General features: G+C 61.7%; 22 protein-coding genes and 2 pseudogenes. 19 read left to right on the forward strand and 5 right to left on the reverse strand.

Annotated elements, in window-relative coordinates; genetic code table 11:
- The first annotated feature begins 92 nt into the window (after positions 1-92).
- Positions 93-407 (forward strand): PIN domain-containing protein, encoded by a 315-nt coding sequence (locus C7441_RS24060; protein WP_170125112.1) that lies wholly within the window; start codon positions 93-95, stop codon positions 405-407.
- Positions 326-511, forward strand: a pseudogene (locus C7441_RS24250) (IS630 family transposase); the annotation flags it as partial. The gene C7441_RS24060 and the pseudogene C7441_RS24250, both read left to right, overlap by 82 nt.
- A gap of 33 nt (positions 512-544) precedes the next feature.
- Here C7441_RS24250 and C7441_RS12875 read toward each other — a convergent pair.
- Both C7441_RS12875 and C7441_RS12880 read right to left on the reverse strand, forming a co-directional pair.
- Positions 545-1,384 carry a porin family protein gene (locus C7441_RS12875; protein WP_425326585.1) on the reverse strand — a complete coding sequence of 280 codons (840 nt, stop codon included), beginning with the start codon at positions 1,382-1,384 and terminating at the stop codon, positions 545-547.
- A 16-nt stretch (positions 1,385-1,400) separates the two neighbouring features.
- The gene (locus tag C7441_RS12880; protein WP_244916138.1) at positions 1,401-2,858 is read right to left on the reverse strand and encodes a metal-dependent hydrolase family protein; all 1,458 of its coding nucleotides are present in this window, start codon (positions 2,856-2,858) and stop codon (positions 1,401-1,403) included.
- Between the two features lie 176 nt (positions 2,859-3,034).
- Here C7441_RS12880 and C7441_RS12885 point away from each other — a divergent pair, with 176 nt between their 5' ends.
- From C7441_RS12885 to C7441_RS12910, 6 genes and pseudogenes are all read left to right on the forward strand, one after another.
- Complete coding sequence (locus C7441_RS12885; RefSeq protein ID WP_244916143.1) at positions 3,035-4,054, forward strand: linear amide C-N hydrolase; 1,020 nt, start codon at positions 3,035-3,037, stop codon at positions 4,052-4,054.
- Between the two features lie 324 nt (positions 4,055-4,378).
- Positions 4,379-5,569, forward strand: a pseudogene (locus C7441_RS12890) (IS701 family transposase); the annotation flags it as partial.
- The gene (locus C7441_RS12895) at positions 5,569-5,751 is read left to right on the forward strand and encodes a hypothetical protein (RefSeq protein ID WP_109613205.1); all 183 of its coding nucleotides are present in this window, start codon (positions 5,569-5,571) and stop codon (positions 5,749-5,751) included. The pseudogene C7441_RS12890 and the gene C7441_RS12895, both read left to right, overlap by 1 nt.
- A gap of 73 nt (positions 5,752-5,824) precedes the next feature.
- Positions 5,825-6,496 (forward strand): ankyrin repeat domain-containing protein, encoded by a 672-nt coding sequence (locus C7441_RS12900; RefSeq protein WP_244916139.1) that lies wholly within the window; start codon positions 5,825-5,827, stop codon positions 6,494-6,496.
- A 17-nt stretch (positions 6,497-6,513) separates the two neighbouring features.
- A complete protein-coding gene (locus C7441_RS12905; protein ID WP_109613206.1) occupies positions 6,514-6,981 on the forward strand; it encodes a nucleoside deaminase in 468 nt (155 codons plus the stop codon).
- A gap of 3 nt (positions 6,982-6,984) precedes the next feature.
- Positions 6,985-8,193 carry a cyanate transporter gene (locus tag C7441_RS12910; RefSeq protein ID WP_109613207.1) on the forward strand — a complete coding sequence of 403 codons (1,209 nt, stop codon included), beginning with the start codon at positions 6,985-6,987 and terminating at the stop codon, positions 8,191-8,193.
- A gap of 125 nt (positions 8,194-8,318) precedes the next feature.
- On the opposite strand, the gene C7441_RS12915 is transcribed toward C7441_RS12910, so the two are convergent.
- Positions 8,319-9,389, reverse strand: a complete 1,071-nt coding sequence (locus C7441_RS12915; RefSeq protein ID WP_109613208.1) for a substrate-binding domain-containing protein — start codon at positions 9,387-9,389, stop codon at positions 8,319-8,321.
- Between the two features lie 207 nt (positions 9,390-9,596).
- Here C7441_RS12915 and C7441_RS12920 point away from each other — a divergent pair, with 207 nt between their 5' ends.
- Together C7441_RS12920 and C7441_RS12925 are read left to right on the forward strand one after the other, a co-directional pair.
- Positions 9,597-11,066, forward strand: a complete 1,470-nt coding sequence (locus tag C7441_RS12920) for an aldehyde dehydrogenase family protein (protein ID WP_109613209.1) — start codon at positions 9,597-9,599, stop codon at positions 11,064-11,066.
- A gap of 113 nt (positions 11,067-11,179) precedes the next feature.
- Positions 11,180-12,151 (forward strand): methionyl-tRNA formyltransferase, encoded by a 972-nt coding sequence (locus C7441_RS12925; protein WP_109613210.1) that lies wholly within the window; start codon positions 11,180-11,182, stop codon positions 12,149-12,151.
- Positions 12,152-12,243: 92 nt separating this feature from the next.
- On the opposite strand, the gene C7441_RS12930 is transcribed toward C7441_RS12925, so the two are convergent.
- Positions 12,244-12,807: a group III truncated hemoglobin gene (locus tag C7441_RS12930; protein ID WP_210205637.1), complete on the reverse strand. Its 564-nt coding sequence runs from the start codon at positions 12,805-12,807 to the stop codon at positions 12,244-12,246.
- A gap of 225 nt (positions 12,808-13,032) precedes the next feature.
- On the opposite strand from C7441_RS12930, the gene C7441_RS12935 reads away from it, so the two are divergent.
- The 9 genes from C7441_RS12935 to ccoS all read left to right on the forward strand — a co-directional run bounded on the left by C7441_RS12935 (position 13,033) and on the right by ccoS (position 18,426).
- Positions 13,033-13,341 carry a TehB family protein gene (locus C7441_RS12935; RefSeq protein WP_109613211.1) on the forward strand — a complete coding sequence of 103 codons (309 nt, stop codon included), beginning with the start codon at positions 13,033-13,035 and terminating at the stop codon, positions 13,339-13,341.
- Positions 13,338-13,475 carry a hypothetical protein gene (locus tag C7441_RS24065; protein WP_170125114.1) on the forward strand — a complete coding sequence of 46 codons (138 nt, stop codon included), beginning with the start codon at positions 13,338-13,340 and terminating at the stop codon, positions 13,473-13,475. Before C7441_RS12935 ends, C7441_RS24065 begins: the two co-directional genes overlap by 4 nt.
- A gap of 201 nt (positions 13,476-13,676) precedes the next feature.
- Positions 13,677-15,332 (forward strand): cytochrome-c oxidase, cbb3-type subunit I, encoded by a 1,656-nt coding sequence (gene ccoN, locus C7441_RS12940; RefSeq protein WP_109613212.1) that lies wholly within the window; start codon positions 13,677-13,679, stop codon positions 15,330-15,332.
- 5 nt (positions 15,333-15,337) lie between these two features.
- A complete protein-coding gene (gene ccoO, locus C7441_RS12945; protein ID WP_019170956.1) occupies positions 15,338-16,075 on the forward strand; it encodes a cytochrome-c oxidase, cbb3-type subunit II in 738 nt (245 codons plus the stop codon).
- Positions 16,072-16,245 (forward strand): cbb3-type cytochrome c oxidase subunit 3, encoded by a 174-nt coding sequence (locus C7441_RS12950; RefSeq protein WP_019170957.1) that lies wholly within the window; start codon positions 16,072-16,074, stop codon positions 16,243-16,245. Before ccoO ends, C7441_RS12950 begins: the two co-directional genes overlap by 4 nt.
- Positions 16,236-17,117: a cytochrome-c oxidase, cbb3-type subunit III gene (gene ccoP / locus C7441_RS12955; protein WP_109613213.1), complete on the forward strand. Its 882-nt coding sequence runs from the start codon at positions 16,236-16,238 to the stop codon at positions 17,115-17,117. Before C7441_RS12950 ends, ccoP begins: the two co-directional genes overlap by 10 nt.
- Positions 17,114-17,296 carry a hypothetical protein gene (locus tag C7441_RS12960; protein WP_086002568.1) on the forward strand — a complete coding sequence of 61 codons (183 nt, stop codon included), beginning with the start codon at positions 17,114-17,116 and terminating at the stop codon, positions 17,294-17,296. The genes ccoP and C7441_RS12960 overlap by 4 nt, the downstream gene beginning before the upstream one ends.
- A 16-nt stretch (positions 17,297-17,312) precedes the next feature.
- Complete coding sequence (locus C7441_RS12965) at positions 17,313-18,182, forward strand: DUF2189 domain-containing protein (protein WP_109613214.1); 870 nt, start codon at positions 17,313-17,315, stop codon at positions 18,180-18,182.
- A 91-nt stretch (positions 18,183-18,273) separates the two neighbouring features.
- Complete coding sequence (ccoS, locus tag C7441_RS12970) at positions 18,274-18,426, forward strand: cbb3-type cytochrome oxidase assembly protein CcoS (RefSeq protein ID WP_019170960.1); 153 nt, start codon at positions 18,274-18,276, stop codon at positions 18,424-18,426.
- A 33-nt stretch (positions 18,427-18,459) separates the two neighbouring features.
- Here ccoS and C7441_RS12975 read toward each other — a convergent pair whose 3' ends face one another.
- Positions 18,460-18,933 carry an RrF2 family transcriptional regulator gene (locus C7441_RS12975; RefSeq protein WP_109613215.1) on the reverse strand — a complete coding sequence of 158 codons (474 nt, stop codon included), beginning with the start codon at positions 18,931-18,933 and terminating at the stop codon, positions 18,460-18,462.
- Positions 18,934-19,092: the final 159 nt, after the last annotated feature.

A 19,092-nucleotide genomic window follows, 5' to 3' on the forward strand; every position in this document is an offset into this window, starting at 1 on the left:
CGGCAATCCGCCACTGAGTCTGCAGCAGGCTTAGGAGTGCCGCCAGCGCGTCAACGCAAATGCGGCACGCTACAGTCCGGCGACTGCCCTCCATGGTTCGCTTAATTCCGGGGCCTTCAGTGCTCCGGAATCCACCAGATACGAATGTCGTCTCGCCGCTGTCGCCTTCGCGCGCCGAGATTGCGACGGGATTGACCGCCTGGCTCGATGAGACGGAAAAGACGGCTGAGTTTTTCCTGTCGGTCGTCACGATCCACGAGATCGAACGGGGGATCATATTGCTCGAACGAAAAGGCGCCACCGCCAGAGCAAGCGGCCTCAGGCAGTGGATGGACGGCCTGTACTCGTTGGGGAGAGCTGCCGGTCTGTCACTGCGTACTTTGGGGTTGCCGTTTCCTCGGCAGTAAAGTGACACCAGCGCTACCGGGCAACCGGCTCGTTGGTGCCGCGCAAGATGGGCGGGCATCGCAAGCACGTTTTGGAACCGCACCGGGCCTTCATCGTGGAGCGCGCGATGATCCAACCAACCGAATGCAGCAACTATTTAGAAGCGCCAGGTCATACCCAGAACCGGACCGCTCAAGCTGGTGTCATAGACATGATCGCCGCGATCGTAATCCACTTTCAGTATCTTGTAGCCCGCCGACAACGAAAGGTGCTCGGTGACCGTATAGTTGGCGGTGGCGAGGGCTGACCAGGTGAGATCGGATCCGGCACCGAACCCGCCCACGTCCGCCTGCGCCTGCAAAGATAGCTTTTCCGTCAACGGAAGGAAGGCACGCACGCCGACCACCGGATCCACCCAGCCGAAACTCTCGCGATGGGTCGCGGAACGGGTGCCGATGGCGGGGTGACTTGCGGTGACCGTGACGTCGTTCGAGATGTGCCAGAAGCGCACGCCACCAAGCGCGTCGAGAGTGAATTGCGGCGTATCGATGATGCGGTAGCCACCCTGCAAGGTTGCCATGAACTGTTTCGTGTCGACCTTCGCATCGACACTGGCGCCCGGCGGTATCGTGATGCCCAGGCCCGGAATCTGCAGCGCCGGCAGCGGGCCGCTGCCATGGTTGTCGGTCGTATCGACATACATCATGTCGCCCGAGAGGACGAAGCGGTCATAGCGCCCCCACACATTGACGAAGCCGCCGAAATTGAGATCGTCGATGACGTCGGAAAACGGCTTGTCGACATGAATCGTCGGAGCGCGCCGGAACGGCGATATATCCCCCTCAAGGCCGGCTGCCCACATATAGGGCGTGATCTGCAGCGCCCAGGCCGGGCGCGCCACTTCCGGCGCCGGTTCTTCCGGCGCAACAGTGTCGGCGGCATATGCTGCCCGCAATCCACACAGGGACAGAACGACGACAGTAGCAAATCGGTTCAAGGACCCCTCTCCTCTATCAGGCCGCAAGCATGTTCTTGTGAATGCGCCCATCCTTCATGATGAGCTTCATCGTCCGGTCCGGGTCGGCAATCAACGAGATGTCTTCGAGCGGATCGCCATCGACCACGAGAATATCCGCATAAGCTCCGGCCTCGATGCGGCCAAGCCGCGCCGGATAGGGGTTGCGTTGCCCGGACAGGGCTGCAAGCTCGGCATTGCCGCTGGTCAGAAGCCGCAGCACCTCCGCATTGTCGTACCACCGGGCAAACTTGGCGAGTTGCTTGCCTTGTGTCGCCGTTCCCTTCGGGTTGAACAATATGTCGGTGCCGAGTGCCATGTTGACCCCGTGCTTGCGCCCCAACTCGGCCGCCCGAGCCGTGCCTTCGGCAATGCGCTGCTGCTGCGCCCGCTGTTCCGGAGATGGGTAGACGTTGGCATCCTCGTCGGCAAGGAAGGGCTGGATGCTCCACCAGGCGCCGGCATCCGCCATGCGCTTGACCGTCTCTTCGTCGGCAAGCTGGCCGTGCTCGATCGATTTGACCCCACAGGAAAGCGCCCGCTGGACGGCGGCCGCCGTGTAGGCGTGGATGCACACATATGTGCCCCAGTCCGCCGCCGCAGAAACCGCCGCCTTCATCTCGGCTTCGGAATACTGGAGCGCATCGATCGGGTCGTAACTCGAGGCAACGCCGCCACCCCCCATGATCTTGATCTGGCTGGCGCCGAGCATCAGCTGCTCGCGCACCCGGCGCAGCACCTCCGCCTCGCCATCGGCGATCGCCGAGATGCCCGCCTGCTCTGCCGTGCTGAGGTCGCTCTGCGGCGCGCGCGGCAGTTCCGGGCGCATGCGGAAATCGCCATGCCCGGACGTCTGCGAGATCATGGCGCCGGAAGGATAGATGCGTGGCCCCGCGATGCGCCCCTCGTCGATGGCGCGTTTCAGCGCGAATGACGGCCCGCCGACGTCGCGCACCGTCGTGAAGCCGCGCAACATCGTGCGCTCGGCTTCCTGCGCCGCCACCAAATGGACGTAGGGGATATCCGCGGTCATCGCCACCATCTGCGAAATACCGGCGAGGATCGAGTGCCAGTGGGCATCGATCATACCCGGCATCAGGGTGCGCCCGCCGCAATCGATCACGTCCGCATCCGCGACCGGGTCCGAGGATGCGATCAGGGCCTTGATGAACTTGCCATCGACCAGCACGTCCTGACCTTCGACAAGCTTGCCGTTTGTCCCATCGAAGATATTCGCGTTCCGGAGCAGCAGTGGTTTTGCGGGACTTTGCGCGAAGGCGGGGCTGACAAGGCCAAGGGCGGGAGCAGCAAAGCTCGCCGCGATTCCACTCAGAACGGAGCGGCGCGACAACCCCTGGTCGATTCGCGCCAACACTTGCTGCGCCTGCGGGTTATGGCAGGCGCAACCCCGGCCGTGGATCAGGTGCTGGTATTTCTGACCAAGACGAATCGGCAAGACATGCTCCCTTCGCGTTCGCCGCTATTTATGTCATCAAGCAAGAATCAATCAACTCATTGAGTCGATTGGACTTCCCCAGCTAAAATCGTCTGGCGATATCGGACTGCAATTGATGGAGTAAAGTCATGATTTCGAAGAAGCGTTCGCGCGCGATCACCTGGATCGCCGCGCTCATGTCCACCGGCATGCTGGTTTCCTCGACAGCCGAGGCGTGTACGCGCTTTGTCTATCATGGCGTCGATGATCAGGTGATCACTGGGCGCTCCATGGACTGGAAGACGGATGTCGGGACGAATCTGTGGGTGTTTCCGCGCGGCATGCAGCGGTCTGGAGAGGCGGGGCCGAACTCGATCCAGTGGACGTCGAAATACGGCAGCGTCATCGCATCAGGCTACGACATCTCGACAACGGACGGCATGAACGAGGCGGGACTCGTCGCCAACCTGTTGTGGCTGGTGGAATCTTCCTACCCCGAATACGATGGCAAGACGCCGGGCCTGACGCTTGCGGCATGGGCGCAATATGTGCTCGACAATTTTGGGACCGTACAGGAAACGGTCGATGCTCTGGCCAAGGAGCCCTTCACCGTCGTCACGGACAGCGTGCCGGGTGAAGAGAGACTTGCCACCCTGCATCTCTCGCTCTCGGACGCCAGCGGCGACAGTGCCATCATCGAATATATCGACGGCAAGCAGGTCATTCATCACAGCCGCGATTATCAGGTGATGACCAATTCCCCCGTTTTCGAACAGCAGCTCGCACTGAATGAATACTGGAAGCAGATCGGCGGCACGGTCATGCTGCCGGGCACGAACCGGGCCTCCGATCGTTTTGCGCGCGCCTCCTTCTACGTGAACGCGATCCCAAAAAGCGAGAGTCCGGTGGAAGCCATCGCAAGCGCCTTCAGCGTGATCCGGAACGTCTCCGTTCCTTATGGCATCACGACACCCGACCAGCCCAACATTTCCTCCACGCGCTGGCGCACCGTTTCCGACCATAAGCGCAAGCTCTATTTCTTCGAGTCCGCGCTCACGCCGAATGTCTTTTGGGTCGATCTCACGAAACTGGATTTCTCGGAAGGGACCGGAAAGGTGATGAAACTCGATCTAGGCCCCGACCAGACGCACATCCATTCCGGCATGACCAACGACCAGTTCAAGGAAGCCGAGCCTTTCAAGTTCCTGGGCCTTTAAACCAGGGTGCTGGGAAACCCGGTTCCGCTCCGCAAAAGCAAGAAAGAGCCTCCGTCAGCGCAGCATTTGCGCCGGAAAAGCTGCTCGTTTCCCCTCGGCGAAAACCGAAACGATACGCAAGATGCGGCGCGCGCCGCATCTCGGATGGCTCCCAAGTCAGATGAAAGCGCTGCGGATCATACCGGTATCGCACAGGCCTCTCGCCGGTCTGTTTTATCAATTCAATCTTGAAGGTGAATATTCGACAAATGGTTTCCGAACAGGACCGCTTTGGCTTAGCATTACAGTTGCGGTTTTTTCTGACTTCTGAATCCATGGGTTTCCATGATTCGGAGGCCATGGATGACTGGATTATCGATCGAGGCGACGCTGGAGCTTTGGGTGTCTTCGCTGCGCGATGTGAAGACCCGAATGCGGCCGTTGTTCACCCAGGAGCGCATTGCGGTCTCAGCGGGGCAGTTTCTGGATGGCCTGCTTGGCGATGAACGCCGCAAGACCGGCTGGATGCGGGCGGAAGCGGCCGGCGATGCCGGTCCGTGGCGGCAGCAGGCAATTCTGGGCCGCGGGCAATGGGATGCAGACGCGCTGCGCGACATCGTGCGCGATTATGCTCTGGAGACACTGGCCGATCCTGGCGCTGTTCTGGTGCTTGATGAGACCGGCTTTCTCAAGCAGGGCAAGGCGTCCTGTGGTGTTGGCCGGCAATACACCGGCTCGGCGGGCAAGATCACCAATTGCCAAATCGGCGTCTTCGCTTCCTACGTCTCGCGCCATGGCCATGCCTTCATCGACCGGGCGCTCTATCTGCCGAAGGCCTGGACGGACGACGCTGCGCGTATGGCCAGGTCCCATGTGCCAGACAATACCGACTTTGCCACCAAGCCAGCATTGGCGCTCGCCATGATTGAGCGGGCCATCGCGACGAACGTGCCCTTTTCCTGGGTGGCGGCCGACAGTGTCTACGGCGTTGGCGATATCGAAATGGCACTTAAACGGGCCGCAAAGGGCTATGTGCTGGGAGTGAACGCCAACCATCCCTTTCGCGCATGGGGTAAACCGCTGGCTGTCGCCGGGACGGCGAAGGACATCGCCGAAAGCTTGCCGGAAGATGCCTGGCAACGTCTGTCGGCAGGCGAAGGAACCAAAGGCGCACGGCTGCATGATTGGGTCTACCTCGATCTTGCCGACCTCGACGCCGATGATTTTGATGCGACATTCCCCGGCATCTGGACACGCGGACTGCTGATCCGCCGCAATATCGCCGATGGCGATCTCGCCTTCTTCTCCACCTGGTGTCCGGCCGGCACATCCATCGAGACGCTGGTGACGGTGGAAGGCCATCGCTGGGCGATCGAGGACAGCTTCGAGAGCGCCAAGAACGAACTCGGTCTCGACCATAACGAGACCCGCTCCTGGCATGGCTGGCATCGTCATGTCTCGCTGGTCATGCTCGCCTTCGCCATGATGGCGGCGATCCGCCACCATGCAAATGTCGCGCCGCCCCCAAAAACGATGTGGACCTCAAGGCGCAGCACCGGCAACTGATCCGCTGGTCGATCCAGGAAATCCGCCGCATCGCCACCCGCCTCGCACGGACGCGCATCGAACCTTCATACATCATCGCCTGGTCGGTCTGGCGACGCGCGCATCAGGCCATTGCTCGACAAGCACACCTCAAATCAAAACCGCAACTGTAATGTTAGGTTGCAATGACCCTGGCCAAGGTGGCCTTGCCTTGGACCCTGCCAGCAACAACAGCGAGAACTGACGGTGCGCAATGTCCTTGCCATTTTTGTCGCCCTTATCGCCGGCGTGATGGTTTATCCGATGCTGGCTTCGGGACAATCGACGAAGGAGACCAATTTGTTCAGCGCGGCTGCGAATGACGATGTTGCGACGATCGGAACACTGCTGTCCAAAGGCGTCGATATCGACGCGCGGGACGGTGACGGGCGCACTGCCCTGCTGGTTGCGACCCACGGCAACAAGGTCGACGCCGCCAGGGCGCTGATCGACGCTGGTGCCGACGTCAACGCCAAGGACAACATCCATGACAGCCCCTATCTCTATGCCGGCGCACGCGGTCATCTGGAAATTCTGATGATGACGCTGGCGCATGGGGCCGATCTCAAAAGCACCAACCGCTATGGCGGTACGGCTCTCATTCCCGCTGCCGAACGCGGGCATGTCGAGACGGTGCGAACGCTGATCGAAGCCGGGGTCGATGTCGACCACGTCAACAACCTTGGCTGGACGGCGTTGCTTGAGGCCATCATCCTGGGCGAAGGCGGCAATGCGCACCGCCAGATCGTGGACCTGCTGGTGAAGGCCGGAGCCAACGTCAATCTGGCGGATCGCGATGGCGTCACGCCACTCCAGCACGCGCGTCAGCGCGGTTACAAGCAAATCGAGGCGATCCTCGTCGCGGCCAGCGCCCGATAACAGGGCCGGAGAACATCATGGAAAACGAAAAACGCTTCCTGTGCGAAGCCATCGAGCTTGCCCATGCCAATGTCGAGAAGGGCGGACGTCCTTTTGGCGCGGTCGTCGTCAAGGACGGCGAGGTGATCGCCACAGGTGTGAACGAAATTCTCAGCACCAATGATCCGACCGCCCACGCGGAACTGACCGCTATCCGCGCGGCGAGCCAGAAGCTCGGCTCGCCCGATCTTCAAGGCTGCGCGGTTTATGCCAGCGGCCATCCCTGCCCGATGTGCATGGCAGCGATGCGGCTCGCCGGCGTCGGCGAGGTTGCCTATGCCTATTCCAATGATGACGGCACGCCGTTCGGTCTCTCGACCGCCGCGATCTACGCCGATCTCGCAAAGCCCTTCGCCGAACAGTCCATGAAAATCCGCTACGTCCCGGTTCGTCTGGAGACCGGCTTAGACCTTTATGCGGACTGGAAACGGAGACAGCAGGCCTAGGCAATGGAGAGGAAGGAACTGTCATCGTCCACTCGCCTGCTTCTGCTTGCAATCGTTGCGCTGGTCGGCCTCAATCTGCGGCCGTTCATCACCGGCGTCGGCCCTCTTGCTGGCAGCGTAGGTGCGGAGACCGGACTTGATCTCCAGGGCATGGCGCTTCTGACACTGGTGCCAATGTTGCTGATGGGATGCTTTGCCTTTGCCGGACCTTCTCTGCAGGCGCGGCTGGGTGCACGGCGGGCCATCATTGCGGCACTCGCCATCCTCGGCCTTGGCTCCCTGTTGCGCCTATCCGCATCAACCGGCTGGCAGATGGTCGGCACGGCAGCACTTCTCGGCCTCGGGGCGGCGATCGTGCAGGCCGTCTTTCCCGGCGTCATCAAGCGCCATTTTCCTCGGCATGTCAGCGTGGTCATGGGGCTCTATTCCGCAATGCTGATGGGTGGCGGTGCCATTGGCGCACAGATCTCGCCGATGATCGCGAACATCTCCGGAAACTGGCATCTGGGGCTTGCCTGGCTGGCAATCCCCGCATTTCTCGCTGCCGCCCTGGCTTTCCTTCATCTGCCGGACGACGGAGCACGCCAGCAACGCGGGAATGTCGCGATGACCCTGCTCAAGCGACCGCGCACCTGGCTGCTGATGGCATGCTTCGGCCTCGTCAACGGTGGCTATTCGACCGTCGTGGCATGGCTTGCACCCGCTTACCAAAGCCACGGCTGGAGCAGCTCCGCCAGTGGCGGTCTACTGGCGATCATGGCGGTCTGTCAGGCCGTTTCCGCGCTTCTTGCGCCTGCCCTGGCGAGCAGAAGCGACGATCGGCGCCTCTGGCTGTGGCTTACCCTGGCCATGCAGGCGACAGGCTTTGCCGGGCTCGCCTTCTGGCCGGAGGTCGCGCCACTTGTCTGGGCGGCTGTCGTCGGCGCTGGTCTGGGCGGTTGTTTTGCCCTCTCGATGATCGTCGCGCTCGATCACCTGTCCGACCCGGCGGAAGCGGGGGCATTGTCGGCGCTTATGCAGGGCGGCGGCTTCCTGCTTGCAGCGATGCCGCCCTGGATCGTCGCGGTCCTGCACGACCTGACCGGCGACTTCGTGGCCGGCTGGACGCTGCATCTGGTCAATGTCGCCGTGGTGATGGTGCTGACATACCGGCTTGCGCCACGCAGCTATGCGCACACCATGCCGGCAGTCGAAGCCGCGGCGAGAGCATGATCCCGAACCGAAGGACCGCGCCAGCGAAAAGTGGAAACCGGTTTCGAAAAAGCCCCTACTCAAGACGATTCGGGAAAACGTGTTGAGGCTCCGCTCAGGCAGTCGCAGGCAACGACTTCCGACGGCTACGTCCGGAAGACATCGCGCACCGTCCTGATGGTTCCGGCGTCGTTCACCCGATAGCCGGGCAGTTGCGATATGGCTGCGTGGAATTCCTGGCTGCGCATCACTGAAAGCACGCGCTTGACGGCTTCCAGTTCCAGCGTCTCCTTGCGGCAGACGAAGAAATAATCCTCGGTCAGAAGCCGCACGAAATCGAGGCCGAACTGGCTGGCGGCCGCTTCCACGCCGAAAGCGACATCGGCCATTCCCGACGCCACATAGGCCGCCACCGCCGCATGCGTGAACTCGGCATGCTCATAGCCGTTGATGCGCGAAGGATCGATGCCATGCTGCGCAAGCAATTGCGCGAAGAGCATGCGCGCGCCCGAATCCGGATCACGGTTGACGAAACGGATTTGCGGATCGAGCAGCCGCTCGAGCGAGGTAATGCCCAGCGGATTGCCGGGCGCCACCATCAACCCCATTTCGCGGATGACGAAGCCGATGACGCGATGCCCGCCGGGGCTGAGCCAGCCCTTGGTGGCAGCGATGCTGCGCTTGCGCAACTCGCCCTGCGGCAGATGCATGCCGGCGAGGTCGCATCCGTCATGCGCCAGTGAAACCAGAGAGTTCTGGTTTCCGACATAACGGAAGTCTATGCCCATGCCCGGCTCCCGGCTGAGCAATTCGCGCAGCTTCGGCACCGCAAAGCCATGGCTGGCATGAACGCGCAGGATCAACCGCTGGTGCGGCAATAGCTGGTTGATCTCGGTCTCCAGCTCCTGCGACAGGTTTTGCAGGAGCGGACCAAGGCGTGCTTCCAGCCGCTGTCCGGCCCATACCAGCTTGTCGCCGAAGGGTGTCAGGCTCGTGCCGCTGCCCCGCTTGCGCACCGCCAGCGGCGTGCCGAAGAAAGCCGACCATTTCTCGATCAGGTTCCAGGCATGCCGATAGGAAACCCCGGCGCGGTCGGCGGCCTTCGTGATCTTCCCGGTCGACTTTATCTCGGCCAGGAAGTCGAGCATGACCTGCAAGGACTGGGAGTCCTCGTCACGCCTGAACCGCCAGACGGGGTCGATCTCGATCCGGATCACCGCAATCCTCCCTGTTATTCCACGCGGCATAAATATGATTTGAAATTCATATATAGACCGTCACCAAATCGGCACTCGGGATCATGTATCAGCGGCCCGATATAGGCAACTTATATCTTATTCACATGCAACCATATCTTCCCTACCCTTACGGCGTCTTTCCTGCACGGATGTGCGTTGACGATAAATATGAATCAGATTTCATATATGGAGGAAGAGTCAGTGGTATATGTTTTTTCGGACTGGACCCAGAAACTGCTGATCGACGGCCGGCGCGTCGATGCCCTGTCCGGCCGCACCTTCGACACGGTCGATCCCTCCACCGGCAACATCATCGCCAAGATCGCCGAGGCCGACGCCAGCGATGTCGACAAGGCCGTTCGCTCGGCCCGCAAGGCATTCGAGGGTGACTGGCGGCGCATGCGCGCCAACGAACGCGGGCTGCTTCTGCTCAAACTCGCGGAACTGATCCGCCGCGACGAGGACGAACTGGTGAGCCTTGAAAGCCTCGACAGCGGCAAGCCCGTCTCGGCGATCCGCCGTCAGGACCTGCCGGCGGTGATCGACACGCTGGTCTACTATGCCGGCATGGCCGACAAGATCAACGGCCAGGTCATCCCGGCTCGTCAGGACGCGCTGACCTACACGGTGCGCGAGCCGCTCGGCGTGGTCGGCGCCATCGTCCCATGGAATTTCCCGCTGATGATCGGCATGTGGAAGATCGCACCGGCGCTGGCCTGCGGCTGCACCGTGGTGCTGAAGCCGGCCGAAATCACCCCGCTGACCGCGCTCAAGATCGGCGAACTGGCGCTTGAGGCGGGCTTGCCCGCCGGCACGCTCAACGTGGTGCCCGGCTTCGGGAGGATCGCCGGGCAGGCCATCGTCGACCATCCCGATATCGACAAGGTCACTTTCACCGGTTCGCCGACTGTCGGCCGCCAGATCCTTCAGGGCGCGGCAGGCAATCTCAAGCGCGTGACGCTGGAGCTTGGCGGAAAATCGGCCAACATCATCTTCCCCGACGCCGATCTCGATGCGGCGGTGAAGGCGGCGGCGGCCGGCATTTTCTTCAATACCGGGCAGGTCTGCTCGGCCGGCTCGCGCATTCTCGCCCATGAATCGGTCTATGACGAGGTGGTCGAGAGGCTGGCGGCCCGTGCCAGCACCGTTCGCATCGGCGATCCGCGCGACAGTTCCGCCGGCATGGGGCCGCTGGTCTCGGAAGTGCAGATGAACCGGGTGCTGGATTACATCGACATCGGCAGGAAGGAAGGCGCGCGGCTGGTCGCCGGCGGCAACCGTCACGGCGAGCGCGGCTTCTATGTCGAACCGACCGTCTTTGCCGGGGTCGAGCACGAAATGCGCATCTCGCAGGAAGAGATCTTCGGCCCTGTCGCGACCGTCATCAGCTTCAAGGACGAAGACGACGCGCTGCGCATCGCCAACGGCACCGTCTACAGCCTCGCCGCCGGTGTCTGGACCGCCGATATCGGCCGGGCGCATCGCTTCACGCGGCGCCTGAAGGCCGGAACCGTTTGGGTGAACACCTATGGTCCGACCGACATTCGCCTGCCCTGGGGCGGCACGCGCGACTCCGGCTTCGGCCGCGAACATGGCGAAGAGGCGATCGAGAACTTTACCGAACCTAAAGCGGTCTGGATCAACACTGGCCGCTGAATGTCTCGCGCCGAGAGGCGCGAGCCGGTTGCAACCGCAGGGCGCCCCCTTCGCAAAGGCTATATGCCAGGCGTCGGGGGAACCCTGCCCAATCCGAAGAAGATCAAGCCCTTATGCGTATCGCCATCATCGGACAACAGGCTTTCGGACAAAGCGTGCTCGAGGCATTCCTGGAACGCGGCGACGAGATCGCCGGCGTATTCTGCGCACCGGAAAAGCCGGGCGCGCGGCCCGACCCCTTGCGGCTCGCGGCCGAAAAGGCCGACCTCAAACTGTTCCAGCTTCCCAGCCTCAAGGGTGAAGCGGCCGAAAACGCGTTGCGCGCGCTCGACGTCGATCTCGCAGTCATGGCCTATGTGCTGCAGTTCGCGCCGCAGTCCTTCGTCAATATCCCCCGGCACGGCACCATCCAGTATCACCCGTCGCTGCTGCCTAAGTATCGCGGGCCAAGCTCTATCAACTGGCCGATCATCAAGGGCGAAACGCAAACCGGTCTCACCATCTTCCGGCCTACCGACGGGCTCGATGAAGGCCCGGTGATCCTGCAAAAAAGTGTCGACATCGGCCCGGAAGACACGCTGGGCAGCGTCTATTTCGACTGGCTGTTCCCGCTCGGGGTCGAGGCCATGCTGGAAGCGGCCGATCTGGTGATTGCCGGCCGCCACAGCCAAACCGTGCAGGACGAGAGCCAGGCCTCATATGAAGGCTGGTGCAAAGACCCGGAGGCAAAGATCAACTGGCATGGCCATGTCGATGCCATTCACAACCTGATCCGCGGCTGCGACCCCGCGCCCGGTGCCTGGACGACGATTGGCGGCGCGAAGGTGCGGCTGTTCGACGTGCGCAAGCACCCGGTGCGCCGTTTCGGAGATGTTGTCGGCAAACCGGGCGAGATCGTCGCCGTCGGTGAGCAAAGCTTCTCGGTCAGCGTGCAGGGCGGTGTCCTCGAAATCTTCAAGGCGCGCACGCAAACCGGGCAAAAGCTATCAGGTGCCGAACTCGCCGCCGCTTATGCGCTGACCGCAGGCATGAAGCTCGACGTCGAGGCAGAAGCGAAGGAAAAAGCCGCCGAGACCGCTTCCTGACTTTTCCGTGGCCGGTTCAGAAGTTTCCCATCTTCCCCTTTGGCCGCCGAGCGATCGGCGGCCTTTTTTTCGAGAGATAAGGGTTATACCGACTACCGCGATGTTTCGGCGCCGCTGGCTTCGAGGCTTCGAAGGTCAAGTTCCCGGTTGCTATGCCGGGGCCTGTAGAACTGACCCCGCTGGGTGGCGACGCCCATCTCCAGACTGTCGGCAATCCGCCGGGCGCGCTCGATGAAATGCGCGGCCGCGACGGGCGGGCACAGCTCCACCGCCGTTGCCTCGAACAGGTCCAGCCATCGATCGAAATGCGCACCGCCAATCGGCAGCCCCACATGCCTCTGCATGGGCTGCCCGTGATAGCGCCCGGACATCAGCGCCACTGAGGACCAGAACGCGCAGAGCTTGGCGATATGGTGCTCCCAATCGGTAATCCGCGCGGCAAAGATCGGGCCGATCAATGTGTCCTGCCGGACGCGATCGTAAAAGGTGCGAACGAGCCGCTCGATCATCGTCTCGTCGATCCCCGTCCTTTCCATGATCTCGGCGGTGATGCTGGAGCGGCGCTCCGGCCCGCCTTCCTGCACCGACCGCACGGAAATGGTATCGTCCCGCGCAGCTTGCGGCGCGGCCGAATTCGTCTGAACTTCCTTGCTCATATCGCAACACCCAGCAGTGAGACGGCCGCAACTGCTCCTCTGAGCATGGCGATATGATGACGAGATTTCCCTGGCATGATGGTGACCTTGTTCCGAACTGAGCGCGTTGTTCCTGAGAACCACACACCGCAAAAAGGCTTCACAAAGATATAACCTAAATGTATCTTATGGGGCATGAATTGCAACTCGACGTCCCGCGACGTTTTGGCTTGGCGAAAGAACCGCATGTCCCCTGTTCCCGAAACGCTTCCGCACGGCCTGGTGGCCTATGGCCGATCACCCGACTTCACTCCGCAGAACCTGCCCGCCAAGCTGCAGGCGGCGCACGCAACGAAAGCCGGCACATGGGGATTGCTTCACGTGCTGGAGGGCAAAGTGCTCTACCGGCTGGAAGAACCCCATTCGGACCAGCGAATGGTGGCAGCCGATGAAAGGCTGGTTATCGAACCCGGCATATCGCACCGCGTCGCCTTCGTCGAACCGGGGCGATTCTTCATTGAGTTCTACCGCGCCATCGAGCCGGCAAATCCATGAGCTTGGTGAACCGTCATAAGAAAAAGCGTCGCTTCATCCCGGCAATTGCCGGAACCAGCGGCCCGGCGGCAGGACAATTCCGCACATGCGTCACCGATCATTGCCAACCAGAAATTGAAAAGATAGAAATATGATAGATCATAACCAATCGATGAAAGGCAGGCAGCGGTCGTGCACAGGCGGAGGTCTCGGGTGCTGCTTGTCTCTGGCGGTACGGCTCCTGGACTCCGGGGTTTCGCGTCAGAACAGTGACCCATCGGCCCTGACCGGCGGTCGCATGTCATGACGCAGTGCTTTACGCGACGCATGCCAGCCGAGGAGCACGGGGCGTCCGCATGATCTCACAACTCACCTTAGGCGAACGGCAACTCGCACTGGCCACCTCGGCCGTTGTGGTGGCTCTCGGATTGGCCATGGCAGTGCTCGGGCGAGGCGACCTGATGGGCGGTCAGGGCTTCATAGTGCTGCTGTTCGGCATCGCGATGCTTTTCGCGGTCATGTCGGGATATTATGCCCCCGAACCGTCGAGCGAGCGGCTTGCGCAATATTACGACGACCCCATTCGGGCCGGCATCATCGTGTCGATGATCTGGGCGATCGTCGCCATGTTCGTCGGAGATTGGGTCGCCTGGCTGCTGGCCTATCCCGACATGACCTTCGACGCGCCCTGGGCGAGCTTCGGCCGGCTGCGGCCGGTGCACACCACGGGCATCATTTTCGGTTTCGGCGGCAATGCGTTGATCGCAACGTCCTTTCATGTGCTTCAGCGGACGTCGCGCACGCGCCTGCCCGACCAGTTCAGCCCGTGGTTCATCCTCGTCGGCTATAATCTTTTCTGTCTGCTCGCCGTTTCCGGCTATCTGATGGGGATCACCCAGTCGAAGGAATATGCCGAGCCTGAATGGTATGCCGATATCTGGCTGGTGGTCGTGTGGGTGAGCTATCTGGCCCTCTATTTGCGCACGCTCGCGCGACGCAAGGAGCCGCATATCTACGTCGCGAACTGGTATTTCATGGCGTTCATCCTCGTGGTGGCCATGCTCCACATCGTCAACAATCTGGCGGTGCCGCTTTCCCTGGGCAGCGCCAAAAGCTACTCGCTGTTCTCCGGCGTGCAGGACGCGATGACCCAATGGTGGTACGGCCACAATGCCGTGGCCTTCTTCCTCACGGCGGGCTTCCTCGGCATGATGTACTACTATCTGCCGAAGCGCGCCGGCAGGCCGATCTTCTCCTATCGCATGTCGATCATCGGCTTCTGGGGCATCACCTTCTTCTACATGTGGGCGGGGTCGCACCACCTGCATTACACGGCATTGCCGCAGTGGGTGCAGACGCTCGGCATGACCTTCTCACTGATGCTTCTCATACCTTCGTGGATTGCGGCGGCGAATGCGCTGCTCACCCTCAACGGCGCCTGGCACAAGGTGCGCGACGACGCCACCTTGCGTTTCATGATGGTTGCGGCGGTGTTCTACGGACTGGCCACTTTCGAAGGTTCGTTCCTGGCGATCCGGCCGGTCAACTCGCTGTCGCACTATACGGACTGGACGGTCGCCCATGTCCACGCCGGAACGCTCGGCTGGAACTCGATGATCACATTCGGCGCGATCTACTACCTCGTTCCGCAATTGTGGAAGCGCCCGCAGATGTACTCGCCTGCGCTTGTCGAGGTGCATTTCTGGCTCGCCGTCGCCGGCACCTTTGTTTACGTCTTCGCGATGTGGAACTCCGGCATCATCCAGGGCCTGATGTGGCGCACCTATAATGAAAGCGGAACGCTGGCCTATTCATTCATCGACTCGGTGGTGGTGATGCATCCCTACTACGTCGCGCGCGGCGTGGGCGGCCTCCTGTTCCTGATCGGCTCCATAATCGGCTTCTACAACATCTGGATGACCATCCGCACGGCGCGATCGAGCTTGCGCGCCTCAGCAGATCAGCCGTTTGCCGCCCCGTCGAGCGGTGGCGCCATGCAGGCCGGAGAATAAACGCAATGTTCGGGACGCACTATAAGCTTGAACGCCACAGCATCGGTCTCACCATTGCGATCATCGTCGTGGCGAGTATCGGCGGACTGGTCGAGATCGCGCCTCTGTTCACCATCGACCAGACGGTCGAGAAAGCGCCGAACATGCGCGTGTACACACCGCTGGAGGTGGCCGGGCGCAATATCTACATCCGCGAGGGATGCTATGCCTGCCATTCGCAGATGATCCGCACGCTGCGCGACGAGGTCGAGCGATATGGGCCATACTCGCTGGCCGTTGAATCACAATACGACCACCCGATGCTGTGGGGTTCGAAGCGCACCGGACCCGACCTCGCACGCCTGGGCGGCAAATACTCCGATGAGTGGCATGTCGCGCACCTCGACAATCCGCGCGATGTCGTGCCGGAATCGGTGATGCCGGCCTACCGCTTCCTCAAGCAGACCACGCTTCGCATCGACGACCTGCCACAACATCTTGCCGCGCTCAGGAAGGTCGGGGTGCCCTACACCGACGACATGATCCGGAATGCCGTCAGCGATGCCTTTGGCCAGGCTGTGCCGGAGAGCCCGCAGGCAGACGGGGTCAAGACCCGCTATGGCGAGGAAACCACCATACGCGCATTCGACAGCAATCCCGGCAGCGTGACCGAAATGGATGCGCTGGTCGCCTATCTGCAAATCCTCGGAAAGCTGACCGACGCAGCCCACGAACCGCAACAAGCACAGGCGCAAGCCCAATGAACGGATTTGAGCACGACACACTCGTGGCCTTCGCCAAGTCGTGGGGGCTCTTCTACCTGATCGCGATGGCTATCGGCGTCATCGTCTACACATTCTGGCCTGGCAGCAAGAAACGCTTCGACCATGCCGCAAACAGCATCATGGATGATGAGAACGGGCCATGGGCGTGAACGAACGCGATCCCTATACCGGCCATGCAACGACCGGGCACGAATGGAACGGCATCAAGGAACTGAACACGGCGGTGCCGAAGGCGGTATGGCTGTTCCTGGCGGGAACATTCCTGTTCTCGCTTGGCTACTGGATTCTGATGCCGGCATGGCCGCTGGGCACGACCTATAGCAAGGGGCTGCTGGGCGACGATGTCCGCCAGGACGTGGCGGCCCATCTGGAGGCGGGTGCTGCCAACCGTGCCGCCTGGACGACGCGCATCGACACGGAAGACATGTCGACGATCCTCGCCGACGATGAACTGATGCGGGACGTACGCCAGACGGGTCGCGCGCTCTTCGGCGACAATTGCGCCGTCTGCCACGGCCTTCGCGCCACCGGCGGACCCGGCTTCCCCGATCTCGTCGACACTGCATGGTTGTGGGGCGGAACGCCCGAGGCGGTGCTTGAGACGATCCGCGTGGGCATCAATTCCGAACATCCCGAGACGCGCACCTCGCAGATGCCCGCCTTCGGGCGCGACCAGATGCTGGAGCAACCGGCAATACTCGATGCGGTGGCCTATGTGCGCTCGCTCTCGCAGCCCGAGGTGGCGAATGGCCCTCAAGCCGAGAGGGCTAAGGCCGGGCAACAGGTCTTCGCGGACAATTGCAGTTCCTGTCATGGCGAAGACGCCCGGGGCAACACCGAACTGGGAGCGCCCGATCTCACCGATCGGTTCTGGATTTACGGGGGCGACGAGGCGTCGGTCTATCGGACGGTGTATGGCGGCCGCGAGGGGCATATGCCCACCTGGGAAAAACGACTGAGCGAAACCGACCGCAAGATCCTGACGCTCTATGTCCTCGACCTGCCGAAGAGCGCGCCATGACGGCCAGGACGAAACAACGCCTGCTGCTCGGCCTGTGGGTTCTGGTGGGCGTGAGCGTTTTTGTAGGCGCGAATGTGCATCTGCTCTGGAATTCCCTGCTGTCGCAGCCGGACTGCGTTCCCCACGCGAAGGCTCCGGGACAGAATGGACAATTTCGCGCGGCACAATCATCCTGCTGAAGGGAAGTGAAAAGCAATGGCAGCGACGCGCAATATCGACATGCTTCCGCCAGTCGTTCCCGCTGTCGGGGCGACACGTACGGACTGGCGCCGCCATATGCCGACGGCGGCAGCCTTCTCGTGGCTCAAGGCTGGCTGGCGGGATTTCACGACACGTCCGGGCCTGAGCCTGCTTTATGGCGTGCTCGTGTTCGTAATTTCCATCGTCATCATTGGCGGCCTCTTCCGGTTCGGTCGCGACTACATCCTGTTGCCCGCGCTGTCGGGCTTTCTGGTGGCAGGCCCGCTGATCGCAGTTGGCCTGTATGAGAAGAGCCGCCGTCTCGAACAAGGCACACCGGTGACGCTTGGACGGATGATCTTCGTCCGGTCGCGCTCGGGCGGGCAGATCCTGTTCGTCGGCGTGCTCCTGTGCATGCTCGCCATGTTGTGGATGCGCGCGGCGGTCCTTCTCTATGCGCTTTTCTTCGGGCTCCTGCCCTTCCCCGGCGTTCACGACATCATGCCGATCCTGATCGGCACGCCGCGCGGGCTGGGCCTTATCATCGTCGGCAGCCTGATCGGCGGGCTGTTTGCGGCTTTTGCCTTTGCAATCAGCGTTTTTTCCGTCCCGATGCTGCTTGATCGCCGGACAGATGCACTGACGGCGATGGGAGAGAGCATGGCCACCGTCTGGAACAACAGGCCGGTCATGCTATGCTGGGGCGCCATCGTCGTGGTCCTGTTCGGCCTTAGCGTGGTGACGGGATTGCTTGGCCTCATCGTGGTCTTTCCAGTGCTCGGCCATGCGACGTGGCATGCTTATACGGCGATGCGGCCGGCGGTCGATCTCGGTGAAAAGGAAGAGCCCGACAGTCCGGCGGAATTGCGGGAAGTTCCGTCATGAGCGGTAGCGCATCGGGCACCGCGGCACCTGTCACCAATTCAGGCGCACCGGGTCCGGTCGATCCAAATCCTTGCGTGATACAGGTCACGAAATGACAGCGCTCGAATACCTGATACCCATTTCGCTCATACTGGGCGCCATCGGCCTGGTGGCATTTCTCTGGTCGCTCAAGAGCGGCCAGTATCAGGACCTCGACGGTGCCGGCGCACGCATCATCCTCGATGACGAGGATCGCCCGGAATAAGGTGAACGCGCGCCATCCGCGCGATTGAGCCTGTTACCTCTGGGGCGAAGCAGGCAAGTGAGGACCGCGCGTTTCCTTGGTCGGCGCGCTCGACGGCAGGAAATCGCTCTCCGAAAGCCGCAAATCCGCCAGCGTGTATCGATCGAGCGTGCTCACGAACGCGCCGAGGGCTTCGTTCAGGACTTTCGGCAACTGGCAGCGTCTGGTGATGATGCACTGGTTGCCGGTCGCGAAACACTCGACCAGCGCAAAATCGGGCTCGGTTGCGCGGATGACCGCGCCGAGATTGATCTCTTCGGGCGGCCGGGCAAGCGCGAAGCCGCCGGACCTGCCCCTCACGGCCCGGATAAATCCGGTGCGCGTCAGGATATTGACGACCTTCATGAGATGGGCGCGCGAGATATTGTAGGCTCTGGAGGTTTCCTCGATGGTGATGAGCCGGTCACCTGCGGCTGCGGCATACATCAGCACGCGCAGCGCATAATCCGAGAATGTGGTCAGTCGCATATGATGATCCGCTACCGGCATCCGGCCGATAGATATGTTCGCAACACGGCATTGGCGGGATTGACTGCTCCCATCTGGCGCCATGTCTGCAGCCACGATATGATGGATAGTAAATGAATCTTTCCACGCTGTCCAACAAAGCCAGCGCCAGCTCCCTCC

Origin of the sequence: Pseudaminobacter salicylatoxidans, assembly GCF_003148475.1 — a bacterium.
Lineage (GTDB): Bacteria > Pseudomonadota > Alphaproteobacteria > Rhizobiales > Rhizobiaceae > Pseudaminobacter > Pseudaminobacter salicylatoxidans.